Annotated in this window: 14 protein-coding genes; 9 read left to right on the top strand and 5 right to left on the bottom strand. The window is 47.6% G+C overall.

Translation table 11 applies throughout. The features are described 5' to 3' along the window. The first annotated feature begins 55 nt into the window (after positions 1-55). From AC3RCI_RS22245 to AC3RCI_RS22220, 6 genes are all read left to right on the top strand, one after another. Positions 56-601 (top strand): GrpB family protein, encoded by a 546-nt coding sequence (locus tag AC3RCI_RS22245; protein ID WP_492526465.1) that lies wholly within the window; start codon positions 56-58, stop codon positions 599-601. 42 nt (positions 602-643) lie between these two features. Further along, complete coding sequence (locus tag AC3RCI_RS22240) at positions 644-1,066, top strand: hypothetical protein (protein ID WP_492526463.1); 423 nt, start codon at positions 644-646, stop codon at positions 1,064-1,066. 5 nt (positions 1,067-1,071) lie between these two features. Further along, positions 1,072-1,584 carry a GNAT family N-acetyltransferase gene (locus AC3RCI_RS22235; RefSeq protein WP_492526461.1) on the top strand — a complete coding sequence of 171 codons (513 nt, stop codon included), beginning with the start codon at positions 1,072-1,074 and terminating at the stop codon, positions 1,582-1,584. A gap of 88 nt (positions 1,585-1,672) precedes the next feature. After that, positions 1,673-2,152 (top strand): DinB family protein, encoded by a 480-nt coding sequence (locus tag AC3RCI_RS22230; protein WP_492526459.1) that lies wholly within the window; start codon positions 1,673-1,675, stop codon positions 2,150-2,152. A 90-nt stretch (positions 2,153-2,242) separates the two neighbouring features. Continuing rightward, positions 2,243-3,118, top strand: a complete 876-nt coding sequence (locus AC3RCI_RS22225) for an aminoglycoside phosphotransferase family protein (RefSeq protein ID WP_492526457.1) — start codon at positions 2,243-2,245, stop codon at positions 3,116-3,118. A 90-nt stretch (positions 3,119-3,208) separates the two neighbouring features. Then, complete coding sequence (locus AC3RCI_RS22220; RefSeq protein ID WP_492526456.1) at positions 3,209-3,556, top strand: hypothetical protein; 348 nt, start codon at positions 3,209-3,211, stop codon at positions 3,554-3,556. A gap of 155 nt (positions 3,557-3,711) precedes the next feature. Here AC3RCI_RS22220 and sdaAA read toward each other — a convergent pair whose 3' ends face one another. The 4 genes from sdaAA to AC3RCI_RS22200 all read right to left on the bottom strand — a co-directional run bounded on the left by sdaAA (position 3,712) and on the right by AC3RCI_RS22200 (position 8,090). After that, positions 3,712-4,587, bottom strand: a complete 876-nt coding sequence (gene sdaAA, locus AC3RCI_RS22215) for an L-serine ammonia-lyase, iron-sulfur-dependent, subunit alpha (RefSeq protein ID WP_492526454.1) — start codon at positions 4,585-4,587, stop codon at positions 3,712-3,714. 50 nt (positions 4,588-4,637) lie between these two features. Then, positions 4,638-5,306, bottom strand: coding sequence for an L-serine ammonia-lyase, iron-sulfur-dependent subunit beta (gene sdaAB, locus AC3RCI_RS22210; RefSeq protein WP_492471847.1), 669 nt, complete (start codon positions 5,304-5,306; stop codon positions 4,638-4,640). 4 nt (positions 5,307-5,310) lie between these two features. After that, complete coding sequence (locus AC3RCI_RS22205) at positions 5,311-6,741, bottom strand: M20 family metallopeptidase (protein WP_492529977.1); 1,431 nt, start codon at positions 6,739-6,741, stop codon at positions 5,311-5,313. A gap of 110 nt (positions 6,742-6,851) precedes the next feature. Beyond that, on the bottom strand, positions 6,852-8,090 hold the full coding sequence (locus tag AC3RCI_RS22200) for an MFS transporter (protein ID WP_492526453.1): 1,239 nt from the start codon (positions 8,088-8,090) through the stop codon (positions 6,852-6,854). Between the two features lie 147 nt (positions 8,091-8,237). On the opposite strand from AC3RCI_RS22200, the gene AC3RCI_RS22195 reads away from it, so the two are divergent. Beyond that, positions 8,238-10,307 carry a helix-turn-helix domain-containing protein gene (locus AC3RCI_RS22195; protein WP_336780360.1) on the top strand — a complete coding sequence of 690 codons (2,070 nt, stop codon included), beginning with the start codon at positions 8,238-8,240 and terminating at the stop codon, positions 10,305-10,307. A gap of 422 nt (positions 10,308-10,729) precedes the next feature. Beyond that, positions 10,730-11,890: an MFS transporter gene (locus tag AC3RCI_RS22190; protein ID WP_492529975.1), complete on the top strand. Its 1,161-nt coding sequence runs from the start codon at positions 10,730-10,732 to the stop codon at positions 11,888-11,890. Positions 11,891-11,905: 15 nt separating this feature from the next. Here AC3RCI_RS22190 and AC3RCI_RS22185 read toward each other — a convergent pair whose 3' ends face one another. Then, complete coding sequence (locus AC3RCI_RS22185; RefSeq protein ID WP_492471844.1) at positions 11,906-12,346, bottom strand: Lrp/AsnC family transcriptional regulator; 441 nt, start codon at positions 12,344-12,346, stop codon at positions 11,906-11,908. A gap of 183 nt (positions 12,347-12,529) precedes the next feature. Here AC3RCI_RS22185 and AC3RCI_RS22180 point away from each other — a divergent pair, with 183 nt between their 5' ends. After that, a complete protein-coding gene (locus tag AC3RCI_RS22180) occupies positions 12,530-13,690 on the top strand; it encodes a serine hydrolase domain-containing protein (protein WP_492526451.1) in 1,161 nt (386 codons plus the stop codon). Positions 13,691-13,716 lie beyond the last annotated feature (26 nt).

Raw genomic sequence — 13,716 nt, 5'->3', positions numbered from 1 at the left:
GGACTTGTTATTTATGATATAGCCAATACATATCGAAACGAGGTTGAGGTTCTGTATGGAAGAGCAATGGAGAATTGCAACGCATGACCCGGCATGGAGGTCGTTGTTTCTAGAGACGGGATCCAGATTGAGGGAGGCATTAGGAGAAAAAGCTCTTCGCATCGACCACGTCGGATCAACTTCTATTACCGATTTAGACGCCAAACCCATTATTGACATTCAAATTTCGGTGTTGCATCTTGATAACTTACCGGATTTCCAGTTGGATATTGAAAGGGTCGGCTTTGTATTTAGGGAGGATAATCCGGATCAGAGCAAAAGATATTTTCGCGAAGCACCAGGGAATAGACGAACGCATATACACGTTAGGCAAGCAGGGAGTTTTTCAGAGCAGATGACATTGTTGTTTAGGGATTATTTACGAGAACATCCACTGGATTGCCTGAAGTATGCGGAGGAAAAGCACAGGCTCATGCGTTTATACAAGGAACAACGTTCGAAGTATGTGGAGGGCAAAGGGCCTGTAGTCTGGGAGATCTTGCAGGAAGCCCATCTGTGGTTTCAGGAAGTAGGCTGGAAACCGGCGGATTCGGACGTATAAGTACCTTGTATTAATTGTGGATACCCATATTGGAGTGGTGAAATGAACCTGGGTAGAAAGCTTTTAACTTCACTTTTAACCGTAATCTTGTTTAGTTTAGCTGCAAGCTTGTTATCCATGAGTGAAACCTATGGTTTTGGTTTTTATATTGCAGTGTACCCTATATATGCAACTCCGTTGATCTTTTTGATAGGGTTACCTTCGTCGATCGTAGTAGACTTCTTGGTGAACAAAATCAGATTTACTAATCATGTACTCTATCTAATTGTAAAATTACTGAGTTACGCGTGCGCTGGGTTCGTCGGCATGTACATATTTTATCTGTTGATGGGTGCAGGGGAAGATATTCTGAGGTATAGAGAAACCATTATCTTAACCTTGCTTGGTGTATTTGCAGCGATGATCTTTGTGCTGGTCGATCTTGGTTTGGAGGCTCTTTTCAAGGCTCGTAAAAAGCAGCTATAGTCAACATGGTATTAGGGATTATTCCATTTTATAAAAAGGTGATGTATGTGATATCTTACCGACGGTTGGAACCACAGGATCCGGAATTGGTTAAGCAATTAATGGAGGAATATGCGCTGCAGTTTCCCGCTTTTATCATTAACCTTTATCCAGAACGTTGGGCGAGCTATTTAAATCATTCCAGTAATTCGGCCTACTGGGTTGCGGTTGAGAAGAACAGGATTGTAGGACATGCCGGGTTTATGTATAACAACGATGAAAAGTGTTACGAAATCGTAGGTGTCGTTGTATCGCCCAGGCATCTGAGAAAGGGAATCGGGAAAACTCTTTTGGACCATGTATGTGATGCGATTCAAGAAAGAGGAAAAACAGAAGTTATGCTGCACACCCTCGGCCATCCTGATAATGAAGATACACTAGTATTTTATAAATCGATTGGTTACTCGGTATCGAAATTGGAGAAGGATTATTTCCAAGCAGGCTATTCGCGTGTTACGTTTAGGAAGAGTTTAAACTAACGGAAATTATGTAATAGATCAGTATGAAAAGAGATTGACCCGTTCAGAAAAGTAGACAAAGAACACAACCGGAAAAGGAGGAATGGAAATGGAAACTTTTTTTCGTTATAACTGGATGGTGCGTGAACAGTGGTATGCGTGGTGTGAGGATCTACCGCTTGAAGAATTGCTGCGGCCTCGTACAGGCGGGGTAGGGAGCATCTTGAAGACGTTTTTCCATATCATTGATGTAGAATGGAGCTGGCTTCAGATTCTGCAAGGTAAGCCGGATGGAGCGGAAGATTTTGAACACTACAAGAGCCTTGAAGCGGTACGACAATTTGATCGCAAGCTGCGTCCCGATGTAGAGGCATTTGTTTTCGCGTGGGACACGAGCATGGAAAAGAAAGCTCATATTGATCATCTACCGAATGGCAAAGTTGTAATAGATTCATGGGGAGAAGTGATGCGCCACGTCATCGCTCATGAAATTCACCATATGGGACAATTGTCGGTATGGGCCAGAGAATTGGGCAAGGAACCTGTATCCGCCAATGTGATTGGTAAAGGCCTGATTATCCCTGACTGAACGGAGTGGGCAGACTCATGACCGACTAAAAAATGATGAGAACGATCCTATTTTACTGGGGATAGGGCCATGTGCTGAAGAGGAGGAAGTATGACCATCGAACTTAGCCGTATAAATTGGATCCAATTGGATGAAAGTCTAAGGCTTATGATGAAAGGGGGATATGAGGTTATTCCTTTGTCGCCTGGACTGGAAGCGGATGTGATGAAAATCGTATTTGATGATCAGCCGTATGTTCTGAAGATATGGAACAAGGATTCCAAACCGAATGTCGGCAACCAATATAAGCTGTTATCCAAACTACTCCATAATGGGATCCGTGTCTCCACACCTTATGGCTGGGGCAGGGATGAGGGGCATAATCAGGTGCTGTTAACGAGCTATGATGGCGTACCTGTGACCGAATTAACATCTTCCAAACTGGCATATGTGGCTCAACATTTAATGGAGGTCCATCGTTTTCCGTTGAATGAAGCAGGTGCCGCACAAGATGGAGCATACATATCCAGGTATGATTTTGTTGGTTATTTCTTTCCTTCCATAGAGCTTTACGAAGACATCAGCACTCATCTGTCGTATCTTCTTCAGCGCGTCCAGCTTAGGCAGGACTGCTTAATCCATGGGGATTATAATCTGGGTAACATTCTTGAAATGGAGGATGACTATACCATTATCGACTGGACGAACGGACAATTGGGCGACCCGAGGTACGATGTTGCATGGTCTGTTTTTCTGATTACGATCTACAATGGAGAGAGTTATGGAGAGACGTATTGTGCTGAATTTAGGCGTACAGCAAGTTATTCGCTGGAGGATGAAGGGGTTTTTGAAGCAATGGCTTGTCTACGCTGGATTCTGTTAAGCCGCGTCGCCGATGTACCCATGGGACCAAACGTAATGCAGCGAGTTCATAGAATTGCCATCCATAATCCATATTTGAATGAGAGTCTGTTGCAATGGAGATAAGATGCCCGAAGAAGTTGATAGAATGTCAGACTAGCCTGTCCTAAATGATCGTTTCCTGCATACCTATGGTATAGAGGAGCGTGATAGGTTATGGAACAGAAGGTGCAAACCTATTTTCAACTGAAGCAGCAGCAAAAAGAGATTGAGCAGCAATTATCTGTACTTCGAGATGAGATTGTCGCATATTGTGCCGAACAAGGGGTATACGAGACAAAGGTTGGCGGTTATACGGTGAAAACGGTGCTTCAGCAACGGAAGGAATATGATGACCAGAAGCTGTATGCCGCACTGCCTGATCCGGACATTTGGCGACTGCTGTCCAAGGTAGATAGTCATAAGCTGAAAAGCCTGATCAAGCTGAACGTGTTATCCGAAGAGCAGATCAGTCCTGCGTGTACCGTAAAACAGGTTACGCAGCTGCAGGTGGACAAGCTATAGCTGTAGCCCCCTTTAGTTCAACTGAACTTATCTGAAGAATGTACGAGCTGTTTAATGGTTGAAATACATCATATACGTCAAACAAAAAACAGGCATGCATTAACCTTGAGAGGCGTTCTGACCGTCTCTCTGAGTGTAAATGACATGCCTGATCTTTATTTATGCTGCAAATCCCGTGTGATCTTGCGCCCTGTGGGGGTCTGAGCGAGGCCGCCGCCTGCTGTTTCGCGTAATGATTCAGGCATGGCGGATCCAACCTCAAGCATGACCTGTACCACCTCATCGGAAGGGATAACACTGCGGACTCCGGCCAGCGCCATATCAGCGGCTCCGAGAGCAGTAATGGCACCAAACCCGTTCCGTACGATGCACGGAATCTCGACAAGCCCGGCTACCGGATCGCAGATCAGACCAAGGGTATTCTTCAGCGCAAGTCCAACGGCGTGGATGGCCTGGGAAGGGGACCCGCCCCGGATATCCACCAGCGCTCCAGCTGCCATCCCGATGGCTGAACCCACTTCCGCCTGACACCCGCCTTCCGCACCAGAGATGAACGAATTGTTGGCAATGACATAACCGATTGCTCCGGAGGCGAACAGGCCGTAGACCATCTGTTCATCGGTCCAGCCGAATCGCTCCTGGCTGCTGATAAATACCCCGGGAATAATGCCGCAGGAACCCGCCGTCGGTGTAGCAATAATTCGGCCCATCGAGGCATTGACCTCGGATACCGCAAGTGCGTAACTCATGGACAGACTGGCATGGTCCCCGAGCATGGATTGTCCATCTGCGCGAAAAGCCATCAATTTACGGGCGTCTCCTCCAGTTAATCCGCTTTTGGAAGTGGTATCGGTGTGAAGACCTTGGTGCACCGCACTTTTCATAATCTCATAATACTCTTGCATCTGACCGAACACGGTGCCCGTGTCATCGCCTGATTCATGACATTGCTCTTCCAGCATGAGCTGGCCGAGGGAAAGATTGCGGGTCTCCGCCAGTTCGGCAAGTTGTTTTAGCGTTCGAAAGTTCATTGGCGTAGGCTCCTTTATCGATTAAGCGGAAATCAATTTCAATATTCAAATTAAAGATGGAGCAGTGTGACTTCCTGGACTTCCGGAATCACTTCAATCTGCCGCACCACGGCCTGGTCAATCCGGCCATCACATTCGAGCACCATCATGGCTTCACCCCGCCGGTTCTTACGATCCACAGACATGTGTCCAATATTGATGTGATTATCTACAAGCAGGCGAGTGACGACAGCAATGACACCGGGTTCATCGCTATGACGAATGATGAGTGTAGGATAGAGAGCCGTCAGCTTCAAGTTGTAGCCGTTAATCCGGACAATTTCGATATTCCCTCCGCCGATTGACGTTCCGATCATGTTTAATGTCCGAGTTCCCGCTGCGTTGGTTAATACAATCTCTGTCGTGTTCGGATGCGGGTACAGACCTGTTCCCGGACGGATAACGGTTTGCATGCCAGCCATGTCTGCATGGGCAAAAGCCTCAGGTAATCCGGGATCATCCGTGTCCATATCCAGCAGCCCGCCAACGATGGCGGTGTCGGTACCATGTCCTTTGTATGTTGCGGCAAAAGAGCCAAACATGATGATTTCTGCATGGGAAGGGCATTCGCCGAACAGTTGGCGAGCCGTGCGTCCAATCCGTGCTGCTCCAGCAGTGTGGGAGCTTGACGGTCCAACCATGGCTGGACCGATAATGGAAAATACGTCTTTGAACCTCACAGCCTCATTCTCCCCGTTTGGGAGGCTGCACATCTGCGGGAACGAGGCAGTCATACACTTCCCCGCCGAGTCTGTCCAGCAACTCCTGTTGTGCTTCCTTGACGATCTCTGGATGCAGAATGGATTCAATGGCCGTAGCTGCCATCGCTTTGGCGGCGAGCAGCATGCCCTTGTGAGCAAAACTGCTCTTGCCTTGGGCAACGGTTTGCCAAGCATGAAGCGGCGTGCCAAAGGCCATCGTGGTGGTAATACACTGTGCGGTTGGCACATTCCAGCTGACATCCGCTACATCGGTTGATCCACCCATGAAGGTCTCCTTCTCGTCTGAATACGGAGCAATAAAGTTCGGCAGTGGTCGCTCAGCCAGAAGAGGGGCGAGTTCAGGACCAACTAACGCGCCAGCTTCCTGCTGATTTTGGAGCGGCAGCGTCTCATAGATGGCTTTGGCATAATCGTATTCATCCTCTGCATATTCGGGTGCACCGAAAGCCACGAGATGCTGATGCATCACTTTCTCAAGCGTGCTGTTCGGAATCAGGTTGGCGCATGCGCCTTCATATTTAAAATCCATCGTGGTTTCCGTCATCAGGGCGGCCCCTTCAGCGACCTTCACCAGACGATCAAACAGACTCCGTACCTGAGCGCTCTTCGGTGCTCGAACGAGATAAGTGACCTCGGCTTCCGCCTGCACAACATTGGGTGCCAAACCGCCCGAGTTGGTTATGGCGTAGTGAATTCGGGCCTGATCAATCATGTGCTCCCGCATATAATTGGAACCGATGTTCATCAGCTCAACGGCATCGAGAGCGCTTCTACCCAGGTGGGGAGCGGCAGCGGCATGAGCACTGATGCCTTTAAAAGTAAATGTGCCGTGAATGACTGCATTGGAGCTTCCATGCATAACGGCATTCATGGAGTGAGGGTGCCAGGAGAGTGCAGCATCCACATCTTTGAAGTAGCCCTCACGAGCAAGATACGTTTTACCATATCCGCTTTCTTCGGCCGGGCATCCATAGAAACGCACCGTTCCTTGGGTATCCGGATTATCCTGAAGATAGTCTTTGACTGCGACTGCCGCAGCCACAGCGCCTATGCCGAGCAGGTTATGTCCGCAGCCATGACCGTTACCACGCGGCTGAACGGGCTGATATGTGCTGATTCCTGCTTCCTGGCTAAGATCAGCCAGTGCGTCATATTCGCCCAGTAAGGCAATAACAGGCAGCCCCGAACCATAGGAGGCGATGAATCCGGTCTCCAGTCCGGCAACACCTTTCTCGATCGTGAAGCCTTCGGATTCAAGCAATTCGATCAGCAGCTCTACGGATTGATATTCATCGAATCTTGTCTCTGCAAATTCCCAGATTCGGTCACTGGCTTGGGTGAATAGCTCGCGTTTTCCTTCGATGGCGTCGGATATATATTGGGTTAGATCAATCGTTGTTGTCATGGGATACACCTCTTTACATGTGTTTTATGTTGAGTACGAAATGGCTTGTTTGTTATGCGTGATTTTTTTATCGAGAAAAAGGGTACTAAGCTGCGTCTTTAAACAGCCGTCGCCTGCACTTCAGAACCACTGTCTTGTTTCGAACGACGCGAGAAGAATAACGAAAGGGAGCAGATGAGGGCGAAGGCGATCAACATGATGAAGGCCGTTGCATAAGATCCCCCTGAAGCCTCTACCAGAAATCCGATCAGCATCGGTGTCAGGAAACCGGCGAGCTGTGCACCTGTGTTAATGAATCCATTGGCCGTTGCGACTATAGATTCGGGCATGGTTTTTAGTGATTTTGAAATGATCAGCGTGGAAATAAATCCAGCCATGGCCGTTACGATTGTCATGTACGTAATAAATGTAGCAATGCTTCCCGAGGAGCCCATGAGGTACAGGAAGAAGGCCACAAGTACACCGAATACGGAAGCGATAATCCGATCTTTGCCAGCCGGGATGCGGTCAAGTACATAGCCACTGAGGAGCATGGTGAAAATGCTGACGACAGCCGGGATGGCTGCAAGCAGTCCCATTTCCGTCATATCGAGTCCCCGGACATTGACCATGTACGTTGGCATCCAGGATTGGAGTCCCCAGTTGACGGCATAAATACTGAAGTAGCTGATGAACAAGTTCCAGATCATAGGCGTTTTCAGAACGTCTTTAAGTGATGTTTTCGGTTGCTGGCCTGAAGCAGAGGAAGTAAGCGCCGATTTGGCAGGTTCTTTTAATAAAAAGAACATAAGCGCAGTGATGAGGATGCCCGCCGCACCGATGATGTAAAACAGGTTGCGCCAGCCAATGGTCACAAGGGCATGCCCAGTCAGAATAGGAGTGACAACCCCCATAATTGCAGCGGACGCCAGCATGATCGACATGGCTCCACTTCGCTGATTGACCGGGAAGTTGGTGGCGATAGCTTTGGAACCGGAAGGGAAGAAGCTGCCTTCACCAATACCAAACAGGAAACGAACGAAGATAAGAGAGAGTAATGACCAGGCGGAACCGGTCAGAATGGTGAATATGGACCAGGAGAACAAGGAAACAAGAATGACCTTACGGTAGCCGAAACGGTCGGCGAGTGCTCCGCCTGGGATTTGCATAATGGCATACCCGAGGAAAAAGCTGCTGAGGATGATTCCTTGTGCGGAAGCGCCCAGACCCAGGTCCTGAGTTATTCCCACAATGGCATAGTTGATGACGAAGCGATCCAGGTTGCCTAGGCACCAGCCGAGAAACAAGAGAGCGAGAACAATGTACTTGAAGTGTTTGCTGTGCATGATTTTGGACATTGTGTTACCTTCTTTCTCATCAATTGTTAACTTGATTTCTGTGTTGATATAAAGTTACAGGATGAGAGGCTACCAACACAATGTATATATATGTATAATAAATTGTAGTTTTATGTGAAAACCTACATTGACTTGGGGGCGGCTCTGTTGAATGGAATCTTACATGAAATCCTGAGAGAACGTTTGGGGAAATGCGATTATGAGGTTTGGATCAGCAGTAATTGGGAAGATTGGGTGCTGAATGAAGCCATTGGTAAAAAGGAAAGTATACCACCTTGTTTTGATGAAAGTCTCCCTCTTCAACACCCCAAAGTAGAGCAAGAATCAGATGATATTGTGTTAGTTTTTCTGCCATATAACAATAATATATGTGTGGCAATTCGTGTTTTTAAGAACTGGCACTGTTCTGCGGAAGATTTAGTTACGCTATCCTCATTACTCTACCCGTATTATACGGAGGCTGTGGCCAGCAAGCATGAACGTGCCTTGAACGAAATCATGAACAGTATCCGTGATGTGACTCAGCTGTTAGATCTGAATGAGCTGTTGGGCCGAATTTTGGTGAGTGCGCTATCCGTCATTCCTTATGAATGTATCGGGGTGTTATGGAGATACGATCCTGCAATTGATGCACTGAAGGTTAAGGCGAGAGCTGGAGAAATGGGCGAGGACATGATGAAAATGAAGCTGAAGCCGGGTGAAGGCATTATTGGCAATACCTTCAAGCGAGGCACACCCAAGCTTTACAACAGTTTCTCCACAGTGGAAGATGACTTTGGCAACATGACACCCGACAACAAGGATCATTTGAATTCGGCATACGACTTTCAGAATATCGGGTCAATCATTTCGGTGCCGATCAAGGTGGGAGGCGAGCCGGATTGCGTGTTAATCGTTTATCAAAAAGGTAGGGTCCCCATATTCACGGAATCGGATGTAAGACTGCTGCAGAGCTTTGCCGACCAGGTTTCCATTGCCATCACGAATGCCCAGCTCTATGAGGATCTGAGCAAACGGAACGAAACGCTCATCAAACGAGACGAGATTCACTCATCCTTAATGCGGCTTTCGCTGCAGAATAAGGGTGCGGTATCCATCGTTAACGAATTGACACGTATTATTGGCGTGCCAATCGTATTTATCGATTTTATTGATAATGAATGGATTCCCAAACGGAGCAGTGTCCTGAATGATTGGGATATGGAGAAACTGCGCAATCTGTATGAATCCTTGCATCATCCTGATTATTTGACATGTATCAAGGGGGAAGAAAGCCAGGTATTTCAATATTTGTACCCGATTGCTTCGGCTAATCAATGTCTCGGTTATCTGATCATGCAGATGAATACTCCGCTGCAACCATTGCAGTTAATTGCGCTGGAGCAGGGGAGCTCCATTCTGGCTCTTGAATTGATGCGCAAGCAGTCTCTGGCTGAATTTTACTTCAAGAAAACACAGCAATTCTTCAATGAACTGAGACTTAGTCAGGACTCGGAGGATTACTGGCAGAAGTCGGGGGAGATCGGGATCGGTCCTTCAACATCCATCGTAGTCGGCCTTTTGGAGTTTGCAGATCGGGTGAATCCATCCACATATAGTCCATTATCCGTTCAGCTCATTGCTTATCTGAGAGAGAAAATGCCAAGCGGAACGCTGCCTGTTGCTTTTGGGGATGAGAGACGAATTACCTTGCTGCTGATTGTGACCGATGCGGTTAACCCCGGTAAGCTGGAGAAGCAGTTCAGCTCCCTGCTGAAGGATTGGGAGAGTCGAAATCAGGTGAAATTATTCGGAGGCTTAAGTTCAATCCGATCAGGGGTGGATGCAATTAATACGGGATTCCAGGAGGCCGATAAGGCACTGGCGTACCAGAAGACAAGGGGAGAACGGGGAACCATTCGCTATACGGATATTGGTGTCAACCGTTTGTTCATCCGGCAATCTTCGGAGGATCTGAATGCGTTTATGGCAGAGATCTTTGAACCGCTTCGACCTGTCAAAGGGCAGACCGGCGGACTGGAGGAAACGCTAATGACATATATGGCTTCCGGGGGATCTGCTGCCCAGACGGCAGCCACGCTTCATATTCATATCAATACTCTGTATCAGCGGATTCGCAAAATTGAAGAGATTTTGGGCATGTCCTTGAGTAACCAGGAGCACCTGCTTCATCTGCAGCTGGCCTGTTATCTGCGGCAGACATACCGCTCATCTTGATTTTTTGGGATGGTAATTGGACCGAACCCGGCTACCAGAACGTATTGTCGACAAGGTGTATCTGCATAAGGATTTTTCCTCTATCAAGCTACGTTTTGTATGTGTTAACACAGGCATTGATATCAATGCCTGTACTTTATCCTATCAATCTAGTGAGTAACAGGAGCGCTATTAATCATCTTCGATTTCCTTCCATCCTATTTAACCATCGAGCATTTGGCCATTACCAATTGATATCGCTTACATTTAAATTCAAAGTGAAACACCGAAATAAAACGGATTATCCTCCTAAAACGATCGATCTGCCGTTAATTAACTATGCCAAATGTAGACCCGATTTTATAAGCTTATTCTTGTAGGCCAGAGGCTTCTGGACTTACACAAATAAGGGATAAAGGAGAGTCTTCGTGAACGTGAACGCAATGGCAAAGGAGCGTCTTCCCTGGTCAGGTCTGCTTGCATTGGCTATGGCTGGATTTATATGCATCCTTACAGAAAGTCTACCGGCGGGACTGCTGCCGCAAATAGCACAAGATCTGGAAATCAGAGAAGGTTTAGCTGGACAACTCGTCACATTATACGCAGTGGGATCTCTTCTGGCAGCGATCCCCTTGACGACTGCTACACGTGGATGGAGACGCAGGCCTCTGCTGTTATTATGCATCCTCGGTTTTCTGATTTTCAACACGATTACGGCCGTCTCTTCGGTATACGGAGTTACCCTTGCTGCCCGTTTTATGGCGGGTGTGTCTGCTGGCGTATTGTGGGGAATGACTGCTGGTTACGCACGCCGGATGGTTTCAAGCTCGTTAAGGGGGAAAGCGATGGCAGTGGCCATGGTGGGCACACCTTTGGCGCTTGCACTGGGCGTTCCCTTGGGTACCTTTTTGGGCAATTACGCAGGGTGGCGTCTTATTTTCGGAACAATTTCGTTATTGACGGCTGCGCTTGTAGTTTGGGTCCTATGGAAAGTACCTGATTATAAGGGGGAGCCTGCTCGTCATCAGCTTGCGCTTTATCGAATTTTTGTTATTCCTGGGGTGCGTCCCATATTATTAGTTGTTCTGGCCTGGGTCCTCGCCCATAACATTCTGTACACGTATATATCACCTTATCTGGGCGAGACCGTGCTGTCTGAACGGGTGGATCTGGTTCTGCTGATCTTTGGACTGACTTCAGTGATCGGTATATGGATTATTGGGCTGCTGATTGATCGTTACATCAGGCTCTTGGTTCTAATCAGCTTAGTTATATTCGCACTTGCCTCGCTGGCGATGGGGGTTTTTATCCATCAACCGACTGTGATCATTATGGGGGTAGTTGCCTGGGGACTTACATTTGGAGGGGCCGCTACGTTATTGCAGACTGCAATTGCGCAAGCCGGGGGCAAGAGTGCTGATGTCGCCCAATCTATGCTGGTAACAGCATGGAATCTGGGAATTGGGGGAGGAGGGATCATCGGAGCCATCCTTTTGAACCAGGTGGGAGCTCGTTTTCTGCCGATTTCCTTGATTCTGTTGATTCTTATCGCCTTGGTTGTCGCCTGTTCCGCCAGAAAAAATGGTTTTCCCAAAACGGGCTAAGAACGAAACTACCATTTACAGCACATTCGTTTCTTCGATGAGATTTTTGGCTGCGATAGGTGAAGATATGGCGATGAGGGTAGTGTATGTACCGTATGGATCACATCGGTCTCCAAATGCTTCAAGATCAGCAATGGAATCCGTCATGATCTTTAACAGGTAGTTATGTTCTCCGCTCACTCGATGACATTCGACCACTTCCGGTGACGAACGGCAGAAATCAAGAAAGGCATGACAATCCCGTGTGCGAAAAAGGAGATAGGAAGTACTCGATTTCCCTATTTTCTGTGGAGAAATGATGGTGCGGTACTCCTCAATTACACCGCTTTCTTCCAATCGTTTTACACGTTCTGTTACGGCGGGTTGAGATAAACCTACCAGCTTGCCCAATTCTGTCATAGATAGCCTTGCCTGGTTTTGCAAATGAAAGAGAATATTCGTATCGATTTGGTCCATGAAATGGCCCCCTTTAAATTATAGGAAATGCATTGTAATTACCTTTATATTCATGGCAGATTATTGTGGATAACTTGGTTGCCTTATGTAATACGGATGAGGACATTTATATAATAAGCATACTTACTTTAAATAATCAAGCGGTAGCACATGGAGAGGAAGAGGGAAATGGGAGAGAGAGATATGAAGTTTAATTCTGTATCTGTGGATGAAGTCATTCACCGGACGTTGGCAGAAAAAAGAATCGTGGGTTCCGTTGTTCAGATTGCCTGGAAAGGGGAGCTGGTCTATAACAGCGCTGCTGGCCTTGCAGATCGGGAGCAGAACATACCAATGCAAGAAAACGCACTGTTTAGGTATGCTTCTGTAACCAAGCCGATTGTATCTACCGCTGCCATGGTATTGATTTCCCAAGGAAAATTAAAGCTGGATGATCTGGTAGCAACATGGCTTCCTGAATTTCTTCCTCAACAGCCAAACGGGGAAGTTGCATCAATGACGGTTCATCATCTAATGACACATACGGCGGGGTTAACGTATCGCTTTTTTCAGGAAAACGGGGGAACCTACGAACTTGCCGAAGTATCAGATGGGATGGATATCGCTGGCGTTACACTGGAAGAAAATTTGCTCAGGATTGCTTCTGTACCACTACTGTATGAGCCCGGGAAGATGTGGAGATATTCGATTGCAACGGATGTACTTGGTGCAGTCATTGAGAAAGTGACTGGGATGACACTGCGCGAGGCGGTACAACGGTTCGTCACTCATCCACTGGGCATGAAAGACACGGATTTTGCTGCTGTCGATCCGGAGAGGTTGACTGCTGCCTATGCGGACAGTTTTAACAGTAATGGGCGACCTCGTCGCTTGCATGATATGGACCATGTTCCTTTTATTGAAGGAACGGCCGGCTTCCGCCTTGCACCAGAAAGAGTTCTCGATCCATCGGCCTATTACTCAGGTGGCGCGGGGATGGTTGGAAGTGCAGGAGACTTTCTTCTTTTGCTTGAAACGCTGCGTCAAGGTGGGGGCTCTCTTCTGCCTAAATCACTGGTCACCGATATGACGACCAATCAGATTGGCGATCTTGACATGCCTTATTGGCCGGGCAGAGGATTTGGGCTGGGATTTACGTTGCTGAAAGATCCGATAGAGGCGGCTACCCCGGAATCCGTTGGAACGTGGCGTATGGGAGGAACCTATGGTCACTCATGGTTTGTTGATCCGACAGAAGAGCTGAGCGTTGTTGCGTTCACGAACACAGCTCTGGAGGGTATGTCAGGCAGGTTTACAACTGAATTGTGCGAGGCTGTCTATGAGGGGATTGGGCGAAAGAGATAACTTGCATTATGGATCAATATGGAAAA

It is taken from the genome of Paenibacillus sp. MT124 (assembly GCF_058792755.1).
The sequence above is the reverse complement of the archived record's forward strand: the minus strand, read 5'-3'. Positions and strand labels throughout refer to the sequence as shown.